Here is a 19219-nt window from a genome sequence, read left to right on the forward strand (position 1 = left end):
ATCGGGTGGGTGGGCGGGAGAGCTTGTTCGTGTGGGGGTGGGATGCGGGGGAACGGGCGGGTGGGTGGGAAAGGCTTGTTCGGGGGCTGGTGCTGCTGGGGACTCCACCGTCCCACCGGCGGTTGTTCTCGTCCAGGGGACTGGTGTCGTCGGGGGCGGCAAGGATTAGGGGGGAGTTGAGGCCGCCGGAGATGAGCGCTCCCCGGACCCAGCGTCAGCGCCCCGGCTCGAAGGCGTACGCCAAGCGGTAGCTGCCCTCGGCGGGCAGGCCCTCCCCGCTCTCCCACTCCTCGTAGCGGAGCACCCGCCCACCCTCCGTCGCCTCATGGAAGTGGGCGGAGATCAGGCCCGGCACCGCCCCCGGCAGCCCACCCTCCCCCTCGGCGATCACCACCGCCCCGGCCACCCGCACATCACCCGCCGCCCGCGCCACCCCACCCCGCAGCCGCGTCTTGTGCAGCCCAAGCCGTTCGATGCCCGGCACCGCCTTGTCGATGTCGGAGTTCCGCTCGTCCCTGCCGTGGGCGAAGAAGTCCTGGTACGCCTCGTCGTCACGCCAGTGCGAGCGATGCGCCACCGTCGAGCCGTCCGCACCGGCGTACACGGTGTACGAGAGCAGGCCCTCGTGCGGCCACGGACGGCTCCCCCAGGCCTCGGCGATGGCCTCGACCGTCGCCCGCTGCCGGTCCGCCGTACCCGTGCTCCACGTACTGAGGAAGACGAGTCCGCCCTCCGCACGAGCCGGGTCGGGGAGCGTCGTGGCGTCCGTGCGTGTCTTCTTCATGGGTGCTCCTTCAGTGTGTGCGCGGTAGGCGGTGGGCGGTACATGGTGCGCGGATTGCGGATTGCGTCGCGCCCGTCACGTACACACTGCGACCTCAAGTCTGGTCGAGGTCAAGCCCGTTCGGGCGAGGCCACCGGGCCCAGATCCGGCCGCTTCGCCTCGCGTCCGTCGCCCGACGAGCGTCCCCTGACCCGTCGCCACAGCCACGGGCCCATGAACCCCGCGAACCACGCCGTCTCCGCCGCCACCGTCCGCAGCACGGACACCGGAGGCGGCGGTGGCAGCAGCGGCCGTATCCAGTCCTCGTGGCCGGGGATGCCCAGCGCGTCCGCCATCCCGGCGGCGATCCGGGCATGGCCCAGCGGGCTCGCGTGCAGGCGGTCGGCGCTCCACAGGCGGGGGTCCGTGGTGACCCGGTGCGGGAACGTGTCCAGGACGACGACTCCGTGGCGGTCCGCCGCCGCGCGGATGCGGGCGTTCAGGTCGAGGACCCGGGGCAGCGCCCTGCGCGCGAGCGGCGAGATCCGCCCGAGGTCCGGGAACGTCACCGTGGCCACGCGCGCGCCCGCCCCGGTCAGCTCGGTGAACATGTCCTCGATGTCGCGGGCCACCTGAGCCGCGTCGAAGCCGGGGCGCACCAGGTCGTTCATGCCCGCCATGACCGTGACCAGGTCCGGGCGCAGCGCCAGGGCGGGGCCCAGCTGCTCCGCCTTGATGCGCGCCGTCAGCCTGCCCCGTACCGCGAGGTTCGCGTAGCCGAACTCCGGGTTCCCCGCGGCCAGGATCGCGGCGAACCGATCGGCCCAGCCGCGGTAGCCGTGGGTCTCGTCGCCGTCGCCGACACCCTCCGTCTGGCTGTCACCTATCGCGACATAGCGAGCGTACGAATGTGTCGTCATGGCCAGAGCCTCCCCCTGGAGTCAGGGCACGTCAACGCGGTGGTGACCGGGCGTGGACCCGGCGTCGGCCGCCGTCGGCGCCGTGCCCGCGTAGCTGCGCGCCCGGCGCACGGGCGCGCACCTCTTCGGCGCTTCAGAGGAGGTGGCCGCCACCGTCCACCAAGAGGACCTCACCGGTGATGTACGAGGCGTTCACCAGGTCGAAGACCGCGTCCGCGATGTCCTGCGGCCTGCCCACGCGGCGCAGCGGGAGGCGCGCCGCCGTCTCCTCCATCGCGGACTCGATGCCCTCCACGCCGTCGAACCACGGGGTGTCGATCATGCCGGGCGCGATCGCGTTGACCCGTACGTCCGGGCCGAGCGTCTTGGCGAGCAGCTTCGTCATGTGGTTCACGGCTGCCTTGCTGACCGAGTACGGGATCGAGCTGCCGCCGGGGCGCACTCCCGCCTGGGAGGAGATCGTGACGACGCTGCCCGTGCCGCTCGCCCTGAGGTGCGGGACGGCGGCCGTGATCGTCTGCCATACGCCGATGACGTTGATGTCGTACAGCTCGCGCCAGACCTGGGGGTTCGCGGACTCGAAGTCGTCATGCGCGATGAAGCGCGTGGCTCCCGCGCAGTTGACCAGGATGTCCAGGCGTCCGTACGCGTCGACGGCCGACTGCACCAGGCGCTTGGCGTCGGCCTCGTCGGCGACGTTCGCCCGTACGTAGACGGCGTCGGGAAGTTCGGCGGCCAGCTTCTCGCCCGCGTCGACCGAGCGCGTGGAGTTGACCACCACCCGGATTCCGGCCGCGGCGAGGCGTCTGGCCACCTCCGCGCCGATGCCCGATGACGAACCCGTCACCAGAGCCACGCGCTTTTCCTCTGTCCCTGTTCGGTTGTCACTCTTGTTCATCAAGCCTCATGCCCTTGTCATGTCGGCCTGTCGCGCCCCGCCGCCGATCATGTCAGACGGCGCGCGACTAGCCCTTCTCCTCCCCCGCGCCCTCTCCCGAAAGACGTGCCAACTCGCCCTGGAACAGGTCGAGCCGGGCCTGCAGCAGCGCCGCCTCCGCGACCAGCTCGGGCACCCCCATGGCCTCGGAAGGCGTCCCCGGCACGGAATCGGGGCGCGCCCCGGTGACCGTGAGCCCCTCCCCGGCGAGGCGGGCGAACTCAGCGAGCCGCAGCGACGCACGCCTGCCCGCGCAGGCGCCGCACGCTCCCTCGACCACCCGCCACCCGGGCCTGCCCCACCCCGCGTCCGCAAGGACCGATGCCCGCGCGCCGCAGCCGCACGGCCGCACGGTCACCGTGCGCACCCGCTGCCGCGCGTACCGGAAGCCCCGCTCGAAGCGGATGTACGCGCCGAGCACCGTCACCTCGAGCAGCGCCGCCCCGCGGTGCCCGCCGGTGCACAGGAGCGCCTCCGCCGCGGCGCGCTCGTGGACGCAGTGGAAGCCGCAGTCGCAGCGGCGGTGCGGGACGGCGTGCCGCCGGCCGTAGACGCAGTGGGCGACGTCGAGCGTGCCGTAGGGTAGGGCCGCGCCCAGGGAGATGCCGGTGAACCCGGCCCTGGCGCCGTCGTGGGACAGCGCCAGGCGGGCGATCTTGTATCCGTTCGGCGGCTCCTTCGGACGTTCCTCGGGGAGCCGCAGCCTCATCGGACGAGGGCCGCCGGCGCCTCGGCCGCCAACTCATCGGCCACGGCGCTCTGTTCGCGCTCCGGATCCGCGTGGTCAGCCACTTCCTGCCGCGGCTGCTCCCGCGGGGTTTCCTCGGCGATCCCGGTGGCGAGTGCTTTGCCCAGCCTCATGACGCCTCCTGTGGCCGGCGGCCCTGCGGCCGTCCGTCGACTACCGTCCGGCCCATGGTGGCCCATACGGGGGCGAGTTGGCACTAGGGTGTGTGCCGCCCGCCCCCGGGAACCAGTGGGTCGGGGGCGTCCTGACGCGTGCGGTAGCCGTTCTGGAAGACGGTGGTGCAGACGTCGTCCCCCAGAGCCGCACGGGCCTGCTCCTCGCAGGTCCGCCGGGCGGCGATCCATTCGGCGATGCCGATCTGCGGCGCGCCGAGGGTGTCCCACAACTGCTGGGCGAGGCCGAGCAGATGGGCGGTCTGCCGGGCGTCACCGGCCGCGGACGCGGCCGAGCCGAGGACATCCAGGGCGACAGCCATCCCGAGCGAGTCGTCCAGGCGCCGCTTGGCGACCCACGGGGCCCTGCCGTGCTCGAACGCGGCCTGTACCCGGCCACGGGCCAGGCTGCGGCCGACCATGCCGGTGGTCTCCGTCGGCAGGTTGCCCGGCCGCTGCTCAGTCGGCTCCATCGGTGCGCCTTCCTGTTTGCGGAGTCACCAGCCGCTCATGGGCGACAGGGGAATCATGGGCCCTGCCCGCATCGCCCGTGGGCGTCGCGCAGCGGGGCTCACACATGATCAGGGCCAGGTCGTCCTGGAGCGAGCCCCCGGCGTGGGCGGTCGCCAGGGAGTGCAGGGCGTCGAGGCACTCCCGCAGACCGGGCCGGCACGCGGCCTCCCTGACCCGGTCGTCCAGGAGGAACATGGCCCCTTTCGCATCGCGCGCCTCGCTCAGACCGTCGGTGTAGAGCAGCAGCCGTTCGCCGACGCCCAGCCGGGCCCGTTGCAGCTGAGGAAGGGGCCGAGCCCCAGCGGGGCCGACGGCCGGGCCGGTGTCAGCGGCTCGGCTCGCAGGCCGATGCGCAGCGGGGCCGGATGCCCGCAGTTCACCAGCCTCACCTCGCCCGGCGCGAACTCGCCGAGCACCACGGTGACGAAGTCCTCCGGGCCGAGATCGCCGCTGATCCGAGCGTCGAGGTGGGCGGCCAGGTCCACCAGCGCGGGCGTGGTGCAGACGCCCTCACGGATCGCTCCGACCGTGGCCGCGCACAGCGCGGCGGCCTTCGGCCCGTGGCCCCGCACGTCCCCGCTCAACACCCTTGGCCCGTACGGCGATGGGGCCAGGTCGTACAGATCACCGCCGAGGCCGATTCCCGAGACGGCGCGGTACAGGGAGGAGAAGCCGACCCCGCCGACCTCCGCCGCCAGTGGACGCAGTACCGCGTCCCGCGAGCACTGTGCGACACGGATCAGCTCGGCTTCCCGCCCGACGCGACGGCGCGAGCCGTAGACAGCCGCACCAGCGCCGATGACCAGCAGAAGGCAGTCGAGGACGGCAGCGGGCGGGGAGACCCCGCCCGCTGCCGCCACTCCGTGACGGCGCCGTGGGCCGTCAGGGATCCGCCGGTGAGAAACACCCACACCTCTGGGGCCTACCGCACCCCATGGGCTTTTCGCCGAGCCGTGGTGGTGTGGGCCGGAGGTGCCGCGAAATGACAGATCAAGATCGAGTGTCGCCACAATCTGTCACGGCATATGCCGGATGGGCGCACATCGGCGGGTGCTACACCGCTGCCGGGACGGGAATCGACACAAGGGGGCCACCGCCTCCCCCTGATGGGCCCCTCGGCGGCCACCTCGTAGCATTCCTGTCGAACATCTCGTAGCAGAATTAAGTGGAGCTTCAGCGTCGGTGTGCCGACACTGCCTCCATGGCCTCTCCCTCACCAGCCCATCCCCTCTTCGGCCGCGCCCTCTGCGCGATGGTCACTCCCTTCACGGACGACGGTCTGCTCGACCTGGACGGCGCCCAGCTGCTCGCCGAGCGCCTGGTGGCCGACGGCTGCGACGGGCTCGTGCTCTCCGGCACCACCGGCGAGTCGCCCACCACGTCCGACAGCGAGAAGGCCGCGCTCGTGCGCGCCGTCGCCGAGGCGGTCGGCGATCGGGCCACGGTCGTCGCGGGCGTCGGCAGCTTCGCCACGCGGCACACCGTCGAGATGGCGCTGCAGGCCGAAAAGGCGGGCGCGGACGGCCTGTTGGTGGTCACGCCCTACTACAACAAGCCGCCGCAGGACGCCGTCGAGGCGCACTTCCTGGAGGTCGCCGACGCGTCCGGTCTTCCGCTCGCGCTGTACGACATCCCGGGGCGCACGGGGACACGCATCGAGCCGGAGACGATGCTGCGGCTCGCGGAGCATCCACGGATCGTCGCCGTGAAGGACTGCGCGTACGACCTGATGGGCACCCAGAAGGTCATGTCCCGGACGGACTTGGCGTACTACACCGGCTGCGACGAGTTCATCCTGGCGCTGTACGCGGTGGGCGGCGTCGGCTACATCAGCACGGTGGCCAATGCGGTGCCCCGCCAACTCCGGGCGATCATCGACGCGTTCGACGCGGGTGACGCGGCGGGGGCGCGGCGGCTTCAGCAACAGGCCATGGAACTCATCGAGTTGATGATGGGCTCGGGCCTTCCGGGCACGGTCACCTCCAAGGCACTGCTCGGCTCGCTCGGTCTGCCCGGCGGCCCCGTCCGCGCACCGCTGCGGCCCGCCGGCCGCGAGGCGACCGACGGGCTGCTGACCGCGTACGAGGCGCTGCGGCAGGCGGACCTGGTGTCAGCGGGTGGCGAACAGGGGTGACCAGCGGCCGGGGTAGGTGTCCGACGCCTTGCGGAAGTCGCTCAGCGGCACGACCTTCTTGCTGCCGACCGTCACCAGGAGGAGCTGATTGCGGAACTCCCCCTTGCCGCCGCACTTCTTCGGGTCGCAGCCCCACGCGATGATCCGCTTGTTGTCGGCCCAGGCGAGCAGCTGCTGTCCCGGCACCTTGGTGATCTCCTTGCCGGTCCTCGGGTCGAGGACCGGTGAGCCCTTGTCGTTGCCGTCGCTCGCGAGCAGCTTGCCGTCGGGCGACAGGCCCGCCTCGGGCCAGCCCGCGTACCGCTCGCCGGCGGGCGCCTCGGCCTTGTCTCCCTTCGGCGTGTACCAGGCGCGGTTCTCGCCGTCGGCCCCCATCGCCAGCTGTACGTAGAGCAGCTTGCCGTCGCGGCTCCACTCCAGGTCCTCGCGCGAGTTGCCCTCGAAGAAGCCGAACTTGCTGTCGGTCTTCTGCGGCAGTTCACGGAACGTTCCCACCTGGCCCGACGAGGAGTCGATCACGTAGAACCCGGTGCGGCTGCCGTGTCGCTGGGGGTCGTTGTCGGGGTGGTCGCCCGGCAGGTCGATGAGCCGGTCGGGGTTCTTGCCGTACGCGGTGGCGACCAGCTTGCTGCCGTCGGGTGACCAACTCACCCCCGCCACCTGGTGCCCGACCGGGATCCAGCGCTCCACCTTGCCGGTGATCAGGTCGAGGATGCCGATGCGCCGGGCGGGGAGTTCGCCCTCCAGGACGGCGGCGGTCCGCATGCCCGGCGCGACATCGATCCAGGCCCACTTCTCGGGGGCCTTCTCGTACTTCCCGGTCTTCTGGTCCAAAAGCCCGTACGTGCGGGTCATGAGCTCGTCGCCGCCGGGCTGCTTGGTGTTCTTGACGGTGTAGAACGCGGCGAGCGCGGTGTTGCCCGCCGCGATCAGATCGCGCGGCGGCGACTGGTCGGGATGGGCGATGACGTCGCCGGGCTGCTTGTCGCTCGCCGGGCGTACGTCCTCGCCGCCCCCGTCGAGCGCGGGAACGCCCACCGCGGCGGCGACCACGGCCGCGGTGGCCACCGCGAGGCCCGCGATGGCCCGCGTCCTGCGGCGGCGCCGCACGGTCAGCACCCGGTCGGCGAACCCGGCCGGGGGCCGCACACCGTCGTCCGCCTGCTCCCGGAGCGAGGCGCGCACCAGTTCTTCCACGTTCACGGCTGTACCTCCACGGACGACACGGGCGAGACGGGCGAGTGGTCACGGGACGGCGGCCGACCGGTGCCGGTGTCCGGCCCGTCCAGCGCCGCCAGTTCGGGGGCGAGGCCCCGCAGCTTGGCGAGCGAGCGGTGCGTGGTGCTGCGCACGGTGCCTACGGAGCAGCCGAGGAGCCGGGCCACGTCGGCCTCCGGCAGGTCCTCGAAGTAGCGCAGGACCAGTACGGTGCGCTGCCGCGTGGTGAGCCGGGCGAGCGCCGCCCGCATCACGATCCGCAGCTCGGCGGCGCCCGCGCCGTCCCGCACGGTCCCCTGAGGGCTCTCCGGCGGTTCGGCGACGGCCAGTTCGCGCCGCGGCCACTTCAGACGCCAGCGGCTGACCTGCTGCCGGTAGAGGATCTGCCGGACGTACGCCTCCGGGTCGTCGATCCTGTGCCAGCGTCCCGCGGCCTTGACCAGCGCGTTCTGCAGCAGGTCCTCGGCCGCGTGCCGGTCGCCGCCGCTGAGCAGCACAGCGGTCTTCAGCAGCGCCGGCGTACGGCTCGCCACGAACTCCCGGAAGCTCTCCTGTGCCTGGGCATCCATCGTCACCTTCGCTCCCCGGTGGGCCTGGTGCCCCCCTCACCCATGAAGACGGTCCGGGACGCCCCCGGCTATGCCTGTCCCGGAACGGAACGCAGAGGGAGCGGCCACCCCGAGGGGTGGCCGCTCCCTTACGCGAGGGATGTCAGCCCGCGGCGGGGAAGCCCCCGGCCTTGGTCCACAGGAGCGTGTCGCCGCCCCGGCTGAACGTGACCTTCTTGCCCCCGGCGGCGACGGCGATCTTCTCCCAGCCGTCGAAGTCCTTGGTGAGGTGCGTGGCCCACTTGGTCAGGGGGCCGGTGGCGACCGCGGCGACCGACTCGGTCGGCGGCTCGCCGTCGGCGCAGTACACGCCGAAGTCCCCGAAGGCCGCGACGGTGCCGTCCTTGGCCTTGAGCGTGATCCCCTGGCAGGCGTCGGTCTTGGTCTTGTAGACCAGGGCCGACTTGGACCAGCCCTTGGCCTTGGGGCTGTAGTCCTGCACGAGGAGCCCCTTGCCCTTCATGTAGTGCATCGCCACGCGGCGCCCGTCGGGGAGCTTGACCTGCGCGTTGAACGGGCTGGGGCTGCCGCTCCAGTGAATGTCGCTCTTCTCCAGCGGGTAACCGTGGTCGCCGGTCGAGATCCGGTTCGCCCCTTGCGCCGCCCCCTGGCCGACGTCCTTGGTCTGCCCCGCGCTCTGACCGCACCCGGCCACCAGCGCGAGTACCGCCACTCCGCCCAGGGCCAGGGCCCGGATACCCGCTCGGTGCATGTTGCTCTCCTGTCGTCCCACGCGGCGTACGCACGTTTGGGAGGGCAGCTTACGCAAGGTCGGCAGCTTCGGCGCCGATCCCGCCCAGCTCCTGTCCGGCCGGCCTGCGTGGAGCCGGCCGATGAGTTTCCCCGCCGGCGTCCGTCTTACCTGGAGAAGGCCGGACGAAGCGGGATCCTCGTCGACACTCCTGACCAGAGGGACATCTGTCATGGACAAGCAATTCACCGCGACCCTGCACAAGAGCCCGAGCAAGGGCGGCTGGACCTATGTCGTCTGGCCCGATTCGGCCGAGTTCTTCGGCACCCGTGGCCTGGTGAAGATCCGGGGCACGATCGACGGTCATCCGTTCCGCAGCTCGTTCATGGCCCTGGGGGACGGCAGGCACAAGCTGCCCGTGAAGGCGGACGTGCGCAAGGCGATCGGCAAGGAGGAAGGCGACACCGTGACGGTCCGCCTGGAAGAGCGGCTTGGGTGATCAGGAAGCCCCGACGCGCGAGCGCCCTCCCGGGCCCGCATGGGCCGTGGAAGGGCGCTCGCCGATGGATCCGATGGTTCCGACGGATCCGATGGATCAGTTGTGGCTGTGCAGCACGTCGTTCAGGCCGCCCCACACCGCGTTGTTCGGGCGGGCCTCGACGGCCCCGGAGACCGAGTTGCGGCGGAAGAGGATGTTCGAGGCGCCGGAGAGCTCGCGGGCCTTGACGATCTGCCCGTCGGGCATGGTCACCCGGGTCCCGGCGGTGACGTAGAGCCCGGCCTCGACGACGCACTCGTCGCCGAGCGCGATGCCGACGCCCGCCTCGGCGCCGATCAGGCAGCGCTCGCCGATGACGATGCGGACGTTGCCGCCGCCGGAGAGGGTGCCCATCGTGGAGGCACCGCCACCGATGTCGGAGCCGTCGCCGACGACCACACCGGCGGAGATGCGGCCCTCGACCATGGAGGTGCCGAGCGTGCCCGCGTTGAAGTTCACGAAGCCCTCGTGCATGACGGTCGTGCCCTCGGCGAGGTGCGCGCCGAGCCGCACGCGGTCGGCGTCGGCGATGCGGACGCCCTTCGGCGCGACGTAGTCCGTCATGCGCGGGAACTTGTCGATGGACGTCACGGCGAGGTGCAGGCCTTCGGCGCGGGCGTTGAGCCGCACCTTCTCGACGTCGTCGACGGCCACCGGGCCGAGCGAGGTCCAGGCGACGTTGGGCAGGAAGCCGAACTGGCCGTCCAGGTTCAGGCCGTGCGGCTTCACCAGGCGGTGGCTGAGCAGGTGCAGACGCAGGTACACGTCGTGCGCGTCGAGCGGCTTGTCGTCGAGGGACGCGATGACCGTACGTACGGCGACGATCTCCACGCCACGGCGGGCGTCCTGGCCGATCGCCTTGGCGGCGCCCTCGCCGAGCAGCTCCACGGCACGCTCGGCGGTGAGCCGCTCGGAGCCGGCGGGGCCCGCTTCGGCGACGAGCTCGGGCGCGGGGAACCAGGTGTCGAGGACGGTGCCGTCGGCGGTGACGGTGGCGAGGCCTGCGGCGACGGCGCCGGTGGTGCGGGAAGCGTTCGTGTCGGTCATGGGGAAAACCTAACCGGCGGCGCGCCGCGCGGGCGAACCGGTCTCAGTGACCGGGCCACGCCGTGGAGAGGACCGCACCGACGACGGTGACGCCCGCGTTCCGGCTCACCGGCGGCGTCCCACCGTCCGCGGCGGTCAATCGCCCTCCGGGACAAGCCGGTTGAACACCTCGCGCGCGTACGCCTCGTCGTACGGCACACCCGTCAGCAGCACCTGCAGACAGATCCCGTCCACGAGCGAGACCAGCGCCTGCGCGGTGACGGGGTCGGTGCGCCGCCGCAGCACCTCGGCGAGCCCCTCGCCGCACTCGGCGGCGACGGGCTTCAGCGCGGGCTTGCGCAGGGCGGCCAGATAGAGCTCGTACTCCAGCTCCAGCTCCGTCCGGTCCCCCGCGAGCCACTCGCCGAGCAGCGAGGCGAGCTCACCGGCGATGCCGACCCGCGTGTCCTCGAACGCTCCGCTCGCGGTGACCGCCTTGGCGAACCCCTCGTTGGCCTGCCGCAGCGCAGCCACCATCAGCTCGTCGAGTGTCTTGAAGTGGTAGGTGGTGGAGCCGAGCGGCACATCGGCCTCGGCCGCGGCGGAGCGGTGGCTGAGTCCGCCGATCCCCTTCTCCCCCACCACCCGGATCGCGGCGTCGATGATCCGCTGGCGCCGCTCGGGGTCGTAGCGCCGGGCCATCAATGCGCACCTCCGAGGTTGAGCACGACGACGCCCGCGATCACCAGGGCGATCCCCGAGATCTTGACAAGGCTCGTGGACTCCCCCATGAACAGCATCCCGATGGCGGCGACCGCGGCGGTCCCCGCGCCCGCCCAGATCGCGTAGGCGGTGCCGACGGACAGCGTCTTCAGGGTCTGCGCGAGCAGTGTGAAGGCGATCAGATAGCCCGCGACGGTGATCAGCGAGGGCCACAGCCTGCTGAACCCTTCGCTGTACTTCATGGCCGTCGTCCCGGCCACCTCCGCCGCGATGGCCGCGGCCAGCAGTCCGTATCCCATGCGTACGAGTGTACACAACGTTGCGTACGGGCGTACATAACAAGGGTGGGAAGACCGGCTAAGGTGACGCGATCGCTGTGGGGGGCCACAGAGAACACACGCGGGACACCGCATGGAGCTACGGAGCACAAGAGCGATGTCAGACACGTCGGGGTGGGGGCCGCAGGGGCCGTACGGCGGGCCGCCGGGGCCGTACGGGGGACCGCAGGGGCCGTACGGCGGGCCGCCGCCCGGCTGGGGCTGGAACGGTGCCTGGGCGCCGCCGCCCCCACCGCCCAAGCCGGGCGTCATACCCCTCGCCCCGCTGGGCGTCGACCACGTCCTCGGCGGCACGTTCGCCACGATGCGGCGGTACGCGAAGCCGCTGTTCGGCACCGCGGTCGCGGCGTACGGCCTGCTCGCCGTGGTCATGGCCACGGCAGCCGCCCTCGCCTACCTCTCCGTACGTGAGCACTTCCAGGCGCTGAGCGAGACCGACGCGACGTTCTCCTGGGACCACGGCAGGCCGATCCTGATCGCGTTCGGCGCGGTGTGGCTGATGGGCATGCTCGCCACGCTGGCGGTCAACTCGTTCATCCAGGCCTCGTGCGCGGCCACGCTGCACGAGGCGGTGCTCGGCCGCCCCGCGACGTTCGCGGGGGTCTGGCGCAGGGCGTGGTCGCGGACGCCGTCCGTGATGGGCGTGACCGTGCTGCTCGCCTTCATCCTGATGCTGCCGCTCGGCGCGTGCATGCTGCTCTTCGTCTCGTTCTTCGTGACGGTCATGACGCAGTCGGCCGCGCCGTTCGGCCTGGTCTTCCTGTTGCTGCTCGTCGTGACCCCGCTGGCCGCCTGGCTCTACGTCCTGTTCGCCTTCGCCCCGGCCGCCGCGTCCCTGGAGACGGCGGGCCCGTTCCAGGCGCTGCGCCGCTCCGTACGCCTGGTCCGCGGGGCCTGGTGGCGCACGTTCGGCATCTCCCTGCTTGCCGGGTTCATCGTGGGCGTCGTGTCCCTGGCGGTGCGCATCCCCCTGCAGTTCGCCGCGCCGGAGCCGCCCGTGGTGGACCCGGACGACTCCACCTCCACGGTCCTGTTCGACCAACTGCGCTCCCAGTTCGGCCTGTACGCCGTGTTCACCCTGGTCGCCACGTTCGTCACGCAGCTGGCCGCCAGCGTGTTCCTGCCCCTGGTGACCGCCGTGCTCTACATCGACCAGCGCATCCGCAAGGAGGGCCTTGCGCAGGCGCTCACGCAGGCCGCCGCCGACGACGAGGCGGACGCCCGGCAGGGCGCGCCCCTGAGCCCGTCCCCGTAAGGGCCGCGAAACGCGGTTCGGCCCCCCGCGCACCAGCGCAGGGGGCCGAACCGGCAGAACTACCTGTCACACCTCAGACGTTGAACCCGAGCGCGCGAAGCTGCTCGCGGCCGTCGTCCGTGATCTTGTCCGGGCCCCACGGCGGCATCCAGACCCAGTTGATCCGGAGCTCGTTGACGATGCCGTCGGTGGCGGACTTGGCCTGGTCCTCGATGACGTCCGTCAGCGGGCAGGCCGCCGAGGTGAGCGTCATGTCGATCGTCGCGATGTTCGCGTCGTCGACGTGGATGCCGTAGATCAGGCCGAGGTTGACGACGTCGATGCCCAGCTCGGGGTCGACCACGTCGTACAGCGCCTCGCGGACCTCTTCTTCCGAGGCCGGCTTGGTCAGGGTCTCGTTCTCGCTCATGCGGTCTTCCTCTCAGCGACGTCGTCGGTACCGAGTGCCTGCGCCGTCGCGTCCTTCCACGCCATCCAGCTCAGCAGAGCACACTTCACACGCGCCGGGTACTTCGAGACCCCGGCGAACGCGACGGCGTCCTCGAGGACCTCCTCCATCGCGTCGTCCGGCTCCAGCTTGCCCTTGGACTGCATCAGCTCCAGGAAGACTTCCTGGACCTTCTGCGCCTCGGCGAGCTCCTTTCCGACCAGCAGGTCGTTCAGGACGGATGCGCTGGCCTGGCTGATGGAGCAGCCCTGGCCCTCGTACGACACGTCGGCGATCGTCGACCCGTCGTACTTCACGCGCAGCGTGATCTCGTCGCCGCACGTCGGGTTGACGTGGTGCACCTCGGCGTCGCCATCACGCAGACCGCGCCCGTGCGGGTGCTTGTAGTGGTCCAGGATGACTTCCTGGTACATCGAATCCAGCTTCACGTTCCCAGCCAGCCCCTCAGCCGAAGAAGTTCCGTACGTGCTCCAGGCCGTCGATCAGCGCGTCGATCTCGCCGGGCGTGGAGTACAGATAGAACGACGCTCGTGTGGTCGCAGGAATTCCGTAGCGGAGGCAGACCGGGCGGGCGCAGTGGTGACCCACGCGGACCGCGATGCCTTCCTCGTCCAGGACCTGGCCCACGTCATGCGGGTGGATGTCGCCGAGCGTGAAGGAGATCGCGGCGCCGCGGTCCTCGGCCGATGCCGGGCCGATGATCCGGAGGTCGGGGACCTCCAGGAGGCGCTTGACCGCGTACTCGGTGATCGCGTGCTCATGAGCGGCGATCTTGTCCATGCCGATCGCGGACAGGTAGTCCACGGCCGCGCCCAGGCCGACGGCCTGGGAGACCGGGGGCGTGCCCGCCTCGAACTTGTGCGGCGCGGGAGCGTACGTCGACGAGCTCATCGACACGGTCTCGATCATCTCGCCGCCGCCGAGGAACGGCGGCAGGTCCTCGAGGAGTTCCTGCCGTCCCCACAGGACGCCGATGCCCGTCGGGCCGAGCATCTTGTGGCCGGTGAAGGCCACGAAGTCGGCCTGCAGCGCCTGCACGTCGAGCACCATGTGCGGGGCGGCCTGCGAGGCGTCGATCAGGACCAGCGCGCCGACTTCCTGCGCGCGGCGGACGATCGCCTCGACGGGGTTGAGCGTGCCCAGGATGTTCGAGACCAGGACGAAGGAGACGATCTTCGTCTTCTCCGTGATGATCTCGTTGATGTTGGACAGGTCGAGCCGGCCGTCGTCCGTGAGACCGAACCACTTCAGCTTCGCGCCCGTGCGCTGCGAGAGCAGCTGCCACGGCACGATGTTGGAGTGGTGCTCCATCTCCGTGATGACGATCTCGGTCTCGTGGTCCACGCGGTAGGGCTCGTCGGCCCAGCCCAGCATGTTCGCCACGAGGTTGAGCGACTCCGAGGCGTTCTTCGTGAAGATCACCTCGTCGCGGCTCGGCGCGTTGATGAACGCCGCGACCTTGTCACGGGCGCCCTCGTACAGCGCCGTGGCCTCCTCCGCGAGGACGTGCACGCCGCGGTGGACGTTGGCGTTGTGCTTCTCGTAGTACTCGTTGAGTACGTCGAGCACCTGGCGCGGGGTCTGGGACGTGGCCGCGTTGTCCAGGTAGACGAGCTTCTTGCCGTCGTGGATCGTGCGATCCAGGATGGGGAAGTCCTTGCGGATCGCCTCGGTGTCGAGGAGGCCCGGCAGCTGTGTCACGCGGATACGCCACCCTTCGTGTAGGCCTCGTAGCCCTCGGCCTCGAGCTTGTCGGCGAGCTCGGCGCCGCCGGACTCGGCGATGCGGCCGTTCGCGAAGACGTGCACGAAGTCGGGCTTGATGTAGCGCAGGATGCGCGTGTAGTGCGTGATCAGCAGGGTGCCGACCTCACCGGTCTCGCGGACGCGGTTGACGCCGTCCGAGACCTGACGCAGGGCGTCGACGTCCAGGCCGGAGTCGGTCTCGTCGAGGATCGCGATCTTCGGCTTGAGGAGCTCCATCTGGAGGATCTCGTGGCGCTTCTTCTCACCGCCGGAGAAGCCCTCGTTCACGTTGCGCTCGGCGAAGGCCGGGTCCATCTGGAGCTGCTCCATCGCGGACTTGACCTCCTTCACCCAGGTGCGCAGCTTGGGGGCCTCGCCGCGGATCGCCGTCGCCGACGTACGCAGGAAGTTGGAGACCGAGACGCCGGGGACCTCGACCGGGTACTGCATGGCCAGGAACATGCCGGCGCGGGCGCGCTCGTCGACGGACATCTCCAGGACGTCCTCGCCGTCGAGGGTGACGGTGCCCTTGGTGATCGTGTACTTGGGGTGACCCGCAATGGAGTAGGCGAGCGTCGACTTGCCGGAGCCGTTCGGGCCCATGATGGCGTGCGTCTCGCCCTGCTTCACGGTCAGGTCGACACCCTTGAGGATTTCCTTGGTGCCGTTCTCGACCTCGACGGTGACGTGCAGGTCGCGGATTTCAAGCGTTGCCATGTGCCTCAGGACTCCTGGGTGAGGGAGACGAGCACATCGTCCCCTTCGATCTTTACGGGGTATACGGGGACGGGGCGCGTCGCGGGGAGACCGGACGGCTTGCCGGTGCGGAGGTCGAAGCTGGAGCCGTGCAGCCAGCATTCGATCTGACAGTCCTCCACCTCGCCCTCGGAGAGGGAGACGTTCGCGTGCGAGCAGATGTCGTGGATCGCGAACACCTCGCCCTCGGTGTTGACGACCGAGACCGGCGTGCCGTCGAGTTCCACCCGCTTCGGGGTGTCCTCCGAGAGCTCGCTCAGTCCACAGGCGCGTACGAATGTCATGCCGCCGACGCCTCCAGCTCCTCTTCGATCTTGGTGAGGAGGCGCTCTTCGACGTCGGGCAGGCCGATCTGCTGGATCAGCTCGGCGAAGAATCCACGGACGACCAGGCGGCGTGCCTCGCCCTCCGGGATACCGCGCGACTGCAGGTAGAAGAGCTGCTCGTCGTCGAAGCGGCCGGTCGCCGACGCGTGTCCCGCGCCGACGATCTCGCCGGTCTCGATCTCGAGGTTCGGCACGGAGTCGACGCGGGCGCCGTCGGTCAGAACCAGGTTGCGGTTCATCTCGTACGTGTCCGTGCCCTCGGCGGCGGCCTCGATGAGGACGTCGCCGATCCACACCGCGTGGGCGTCGTCGCCCTGGAGCGCGCCCTTGTAGACGACGTTCGACTTGCAGTGCGGCTGGTTGTGGTCGACCAGGAGGCGGTGCTCCTGGTGCTGGCCTGCGTCGGTGACGTACAGGCCGATGAGCTCGGCCTCGCCGCCCGGGCCCGCGTACTCGACGCGGGGGTGCAGGCGGACGACGTCGCCGCCGAAGGTCACGACGACCGACTTGAAGGTGGCGTCCCGGCCGATCAGCGCGTTGTGCTGGGCGACGTGGACGGTCTTCTCGTCCCAGTCCTGCACGGAGACGACGGTCAGCTTGGCGCCGTCGCCGACGATGAAGTCGACGTTGGCCGCCAGCACGGCGTCACCGGTGTGGTCGATGACGACGAGGGCCTCGGCGAACGCGCCCAGCTCGATCACCTGGTGCGCGAAGGCGATGCCGCCCTCGCCGTGCACGGCGATGCGGATCGGCTCGGTCAGGACCGTCTCCTTGGGGACGGTCACCACCGAGGCCTTCTCGAAGGAGGTGTAGGCCTGCGCGGCCACGCGGTCGACGGGCTTGCCCGCCTTGCCCACGCGCGCGTCGTCACGGCCGACGGTCTCCTGGGTCACGCCGGCCGGGGCCGTCACCTCGACACGGATGCCGCCGGTGGCGACCGCCGTGCCGTCGTGCAGACCGCGCAGGCGCTCCAGCGGAGTGAACCGCCACTCCTCCTCGCGACCGTGGGGGACCGGGAAGTCCGCCACGTCGAAGGACGGGGGCGCGCTCATGCGGGTGGCGACGGTGGACTCGGCGGCCACCGCGATGGACCCGGCGGTGGTGGACCCCACCGGAATGTTCTGAGCCTCAGCCATGGCTGTCGTCGTGCTCTCTCTCTGCGTCACTGCGTAAGAAGTCAGTCGCTGCGGGGACGGGCCGGGGGCTTTAGCCGACCGAGCCCTCCATCTGCAGCTCGATCAGCCGGTTCAGCTCCAGGGCGTACTCCATGGGCAGCTCCTTGGCGATCGGCTCGACGAAGCCGCGCACGATCATCGCCATGGCCTCGAACTCCGTCAGACCGCGGCTCATCAGGTAGAAGAGCTGGTCGTCGGAGACCTTGGAGACGGTCGCCTCGTGGCCCATGGACACGTCGTCCTCGCGGACGTCCACGTAGGGGTAGGTGTCCGAGCGGGAGATCGTGTCGACGAGCAGTGCGTCGCACAGCACGTTCGACTTCGATCCGGCAGCGCCCTCGCCGATCTCGACGAGACCGCGGTAGGAGGTGCGGCCACCGCCACGCGCCACGGACTTCGAGACGATGTTGGAGGACGTGTTGGGCGCCATGTGGACCATCTTGGAACCGGCGTCCTGGTGCTGGCCCTCGCCCGCGAAGGCGATGGACAGCGTCTCGCCCTTGGCGTGCTCGCCCATGAGGTAGACGGCGGGGTACTTCATCGTCACCTTGGAGCCGATGTTGCCGTCGATCCACTCCATGGTCGCGCCCTCGTACGCCACGGCGCGCTTGGTGACCAGGTTGTAGACGTTGTTCGACCAGTTCTGGATCGTCGTGTAGCGGCAGCGGCCGCCCTTCTTGACGATGATCTCGACGACGGCGGAGTGCAGGGAGTCCGACTTGTAGATCGGCGCCGTGCAGCCCTCGACGTAGTGAACGTAGGCGTCCTCGTCCACGATGATGAGGGTCCGCTCGAACTGGCCCATGTTCTCCGTGTTGATGCGGAAGTAGGCCTGGAGCGGGATCTCGACCTGTACGCCCTTGGGGACGTAGATGAACGAGCCACCGGACCACACCGCGGTGTTCAGCGACGCGAACTTGTTGTCGCCGACCGGGATGACCGTGCCGAAGTACTCCTTGAAGAGCTCCGGGTGCTCCTTCAGCGCCGTGTCCGTGTCCATGAAGATGACGCCCTGCTCCTCCAGGTCCTCACGGATCTGGTGGTAGACGACCTCGGACTCGTACTGGGCCGCGACACCGGCGACGAGGCGCTGCTTCTCCGCCTCGGGGATGCCGAGCTTGTCGTACGTGTTCTTGATGTCCTCGGGCAGGTCCTCCCAGGACGCCGCCTGCTTCTCCGTGGACCGCACGAAGTACTTGATGTTGTCGAAGTCGATGCCCGACAGGTCCGAGCCCCAGTTGGGCATGGGCTTCTTGTCGAAGAGCCGCAGACCCTTGAGGCGCAGCTTCGTCATCCACTCGGGCTCGGACTTCTTCTGCGAGATGTCCTTGACGACGTCCTCGTTGATGCCGCGCTTGGCGGAAGCCCCGGCCACGTCGGAGTCGGCCCAGCCGTATTCGTACGTGCCCAGACCATCGAGTTCGGGGTGGGCAGTCTCCGTGGGGAGCGTCATGCGGGGTTCCTCCCGGCCGTGCTTGCGGATGCGTTGTCTGTGGACTCTGGGGGCTGCGAGGTGTTGCGGGGAATGAACGTCGTGCAGACGCCGTCGCCGTGGGCGATGGTGGCGAGCCGCTGGACGTGCGTCCCCAGGAGGGCGGAGAAGATCTCCGTCTCCGCCTCGCAAAGTTGTGGGTACTGCTCGGCGACGTGGGCGACCGGGCAGTGATGCTGGCACAGCTGCTCGCCTACTGGCGCCGTGCGGGCCGTAGCAGCGTACCCGTCGGCGGTCAATGCCTTCGCGAGAGCCTCCGTGCGCTGCTCGGCAGGTGCCGCGTCGATCGCCTTGCGGTAGGCCACGGCCTGGGCGGCCATCCGCTCGCGGGCGAATTCGACGACCGCTCCTTCGCCGTGCCGCTCGCTGATCCAGCGCAGGGCGTCGGCGGCGAGCTTGTCGTACGACTGGTCGAAGGCGTCCCGGCCGCAGTCGGTGAGCGCGAAGACCTTGGCGGGGCGGCCACGTGTGCGGGCTCCATAGACCCGCTGCTCACGGGGCTCGACGACATTCTCATGGGCGAGCGTGTCGAGGTGGCGGCGGACCGCGGCCTGGGTCAGGCCGAGGCGCCCTGCGAGGTCGGCCACCGTGGAGGGGCCGTGGTCCAGGATGGAGCGCGCGACCCGGTTGCGTGTTGATCGCTCCCCGGTCGCGAGTTCCTCCTGCGGAGCCTCGCCAACGTTTTTCACAACGCCATTGTTGCGTAATTCCTC

Annotated in this window: 23 protein-coding genes and 1 pseudogene; 3 read left to right on the forward strand and 21 right to left on the reverse strand. The window is 70.3% G+C overall.

Features of this window, described 5'->3' with window-relative positions; all coding sequences use genetic code 11:
- Positions 1-214: 214 nt before the first annotated feature.
- The 7 genes and pseudogenes from AC07AG_RS34180 to AC07AG_RS34210 form a co-directional block, all read right to left on the reverse strand.
- The gene (locus AC07AG_RS34180) at positions 215-784 is read right to left on the reverse strand and encodes an antibiotic biosynthesis monooxygenase (protein WP_478760156.1); all 570 of its coding nucleotides are present in this window, start codon (positions 782-784) and stop codon (positions 215-217) included.
- A gap of 110 nt (positions 785-894) precedes the next feature.
- Complete coding sequence (locus AC07AG_RS34185) at positions 895-1683, reverse strand: SGNH/GDSL hydrolase family protein (RefSeq protein ID WP_478760157.1); 789 nt, start codon at positions 1681-1683, stop codon at positions 895-897.
- 133 nt (positions 1684-1816) lie between these two features.
- Positions 1817-2581 (reverse strand): SDR family NAD(P)-dependent oxidoreductase, encoded by a 765-nt coding sequence (locus tag AC07AG_RS34190; RefSeq protein ID WP_478760159.1) that lies wholly within the window; start codon positions 2579-2581, stop codon positions 1817-1819.
- Positions 2582-2648: 67 nt separating this feature from the next.
- Complete coding sequence (locus tag AC07AG_RS34195) at positions 2649-3329, reverse strand: hypothetical protein (protein ID WP_478760161.1); 681 nt, start codon at positions 3327-3329, stop codon at positions 2649-2651.
- Positions 3326-3481 carry a hypothetical protein gene (locus AC07AG_RS34200; RefSeq protein ID WP_478760163.1) on the reverse strand — a complete coding sequence of 52 codons (156 nt, stop codon included), beginning with the start codon at positions 3479-3481 and terminating at the stop codon, positions 3326-3328. The genes AC07AG_RS34195 and AC07AG_RS34200 overlap by 4 nt, the downstream gene beginning before the upstream one ends.
- A gap of 83 nt (positions 3482-3564) precedes the next feature.
- Positions 3565-3993, reverse strand: a complete 429-nt coding sequence (locus tag AC07AG_RS34205; protein WP_478760165.1) for a hypothetical protein — start codon at positions 3991-3993, stop codon at positions 3565-3567.
- Positions 3980-5043 (reverse strand): annotated as a pseudogene (locus AC07AG_RS34210) (PP2C family protein-serine/threonine phosphatase). The gene AC07AG_RS34205 and the pseudogene AC07AG_RS34210 overlap by 14 nt, the downstream one beginning before the upstream one ends.
- Before the next feature lie 191 nt (positions 5044-5234).
- On the opposite strand from AC07AG_RS34210, the gene dapA reads away from it, so the two are divergent.
- Entirely contained in the window at positions 5235-6167 is a 933-nt protein-coding gene (gene dapA, locus AC07AG_RS34215; RefSeq protein WP_478760166.1) for a 4-hydroxy-tetrahydrodipicolinate synthase, read from the forward strand.
- Here the strand turns inward: dapA and AC07AG_RS34220 are convergent.
- The 3 genes from AC07AG_RS34220 to AC07AG_RS34230 form a co-directional block, all read right to left on the reverse strand.
- Complete coding sequence (locus tag AC07AG_RS34220; protein WP_478760167.1) at positions 6144-7370, reverse strand: WD40 repeat domain-containing protein; 1227 nt, start codon at positions 7368-7370, stop codon at positions 6144-6146. The two genes, dapA and AC07AG_RS34220, sit on opposite strands and share 24 nt — an antisense overlap.
- Positions 7367-7954, reverse strand: coding sequence for a SigE family RNA polymerase sigma factor (locus AC07AG_RS34225; RefSeq protein ID WP_478760636.1), 588 nt, complete (start codon positions 7952-7954; stop codon positions 7367-7369). The genes AC07AG_RS34220 and AC07AG_RS34225 overlap by 4 nt, the downstream gene beginning before the upstream one ends.
- A gap of 142 nt (positions 7955-8096) precedes the next feature.
- The gene (locus tag AC07AG_RS34230) at positions 8097-8705 is read right to left on the reverse strand and encodes a hypothetical protein (RefSeq protein WP_478760169.1); all 609 of its coding nucleotides are present in this window, start codon (positions 8703-8705) and stop codon (positions 8097-8099) included.
- 211 nt (positions 8706-8916) lie between these two features.
- Here AC07AG_RS34230 and AC07AG_RS34235 point away from each other — a divergent pair, with 211 nt between their 5' ends.
- Positions 8917-9183, forward strand: a complete 267-nt coding sequence (locus tag AC07AG_RS34235) for a DUF1905 domain-containing protein (protein ID WP_478760171.1) — start codon at positions 8917-8919, stop codon at positions 9181-9183.
- 96 nt (positions 9184-9279) lie between these two features.
- Here AC07AG_RS34235 and dapD read toward each other — a convergent pair whose 3' ends face one another.
- From dapD to AC07AG_RS34250, 3 genes are all read right to left on the reverse strand, one after another.
- The gene (gene dapD / locus AC07AG_RS34240) at positions 9280-10269 is read right to left on the reverse strand and encodes a 2,3,4,5-tetrahydropyridine-2,6-dicarboxylate N-succinyltransferase (RefSeq protein ID WP_478760173.1); all 990 of its coding nucleotides are present in this window, start codon (positions 10267-10269) and stop codon (positions 9280-9282) included.
- 135 nt (positions 10270-10404) lie between these two features.
- On the reverse strand, positions 10405-10950 hold the full coding sequence (locus AC07AG_RS34245) for a TetR/AcrR family transcriptional regulator (RefSeq protein WP_478760175.1): 546 nt from the start codon (positions 10948-10950) through the stop codon (positions 10405-10407).
- Positions 10950-11270: a DMT family transporter gene (locus AC07AG_RS34250; RefSeq protein ID WP_478760176.1), complete on the reverse strand. Its 321-nt coding sequence runs from the start codon at positions 11268-11270 to the stop codon at positions 10950-10952. The genes AC07AG_RS34245 and AC07AG_RS34250 overlap by 1 nt, the downstream gene beginning before the upstream one ends.
- Before the next feature lie 136 nt (positions 11271-11406).
- Between AC07AG_RS34250 and AC07AG_RS34255 the strand changes: the two genes are divergently transcribed.
- Positions 11407-12564, forward strand: a complete 1158-nt coding sequence (locus AC07AG_RS34255) for a DUF7847 domain-containing protein (RefSeq protein WP_478760178.1) — start codon at positions 11407-11409, stop codon at positions 12562-12564.
- A 73-nt stretch (positions 12565-12637) separates the two neighbouring features.
- Here the strand turns inward: AC07AG_RS34255 and AC07AG_RS34260 are convergent, their stop codons facing one another.
- The 8 genes from AC07AG_RS34260 to AC07AG_RS34295 form a co-directional block, all read right to left on the reverse strand.
- Positions 12638-12973: a metal-sulfur cluster assembly factor gene (locus AC07AG_RS34260; protein WP_160504340.1), complete on the reverse strand. Its 336-nt coding sequence runs from the start codon at positions 12971-12973 to the stop codon at positions 12638-12640.
- Positions 12970-13440 carry a Fe-S cluster assembly sulfur transfer protein SufU gene (sufU, locus tag AC07AG_RS34265; protein WP_160504341.1) on the reverse strand — a complete coding sequence of 157 codons (471 nt, stop codon included), beginning with the start codon at positions 13438-13440 and terminating at the stop codon, positions 12970-12972. The genes AC07AG_RS34260 and sufU overlap by 4 nt, the downstream gene beginning before the upstream one ends.
- A 16-nt stretch (positions 13441-13456) precedes the next feature.
- Positions 13457-14713 carry a cysteine desulfurase gene (locus tag AC07AG_RS34270; RefSeq protein ID WP_478760181.1) on the reverse strand — a complete coding sequence of 419 codons (1257 nt, stop codon included), beginning with the start codon at positions 14711-14713 and terminating at the stop codon, positions 13457-13459.
- Positions 14710-15474, reverse strand: a complete 765-nt coding sequence (gene sufC, locus AC07AG_RS34275; RefSeq protein ID WP_344527081.1) for a Fe-S cluster assembly ATPase SufC — start codon at positions 15472-15474, stop codon at positions 14710-14712. The genes AC07AG_RS34270 and sufC overlap by 4 nt, the downstream gene beginning before the upstream one ends.
- A gap of 5 nt (positions 15475-15479) precedes the next feature.
- Entirely contained in the window at positions 15480-15797 is a 318-nt protein-coding gene (locus AC07AG_RS34280; protein WP_160504344.1) for a bifunctional 3-phenylpropionate/cinnamic acid dioxygenase ferredoxin subunit, read from the reverse strand.
- Positions 15794-16975, reverse strand: a complete 1182-nt coding sequence (gene sufD, locus AC07AG_RS34285) for a Fe-S cluster assembly protein SufD (protein WP_478760183.1) — start codon at positions 16973-16975, stop codon at positions 15794-15796. Before sufD ends, AC07AG_RS34280 begins: the two co-directional genes overlap by 4 nt.
- A gap of 70 nt (positions 16976-17045) precedes the next feature.
- Positions 17046-18467: a Fe-S cluster assembly protein SufB gene (sufB, locus tag AC07AG_RS34290; RefSeq protein WP_361044959.1), complete on the reverse strand. Its 1422-nt coding sequence runs from the start codon at positions 18465-18467 to the stop codon at positions 17046-17048.
- Positions 18464-19195 (reverse strand): helix-turn-helix transcriptional regulator, encoded by a 732-nt coding sequence (locus AC07AG_RS34295; RefSeq protein ID WP_478760186.1) that lies wholly within the window; start codon positions 19193-19195, stop codon positions 18464-18466. The genes sufB and AC07AG_RS34295 overlap by 4 nt, the downstream gene beginning before the upstream one ends.
- Positions 19196-19219 lie beyond the last annotated feature (24 nt).

This window comes from Streptomyces sp. NPDC044044, assembly GCF_056434405.1.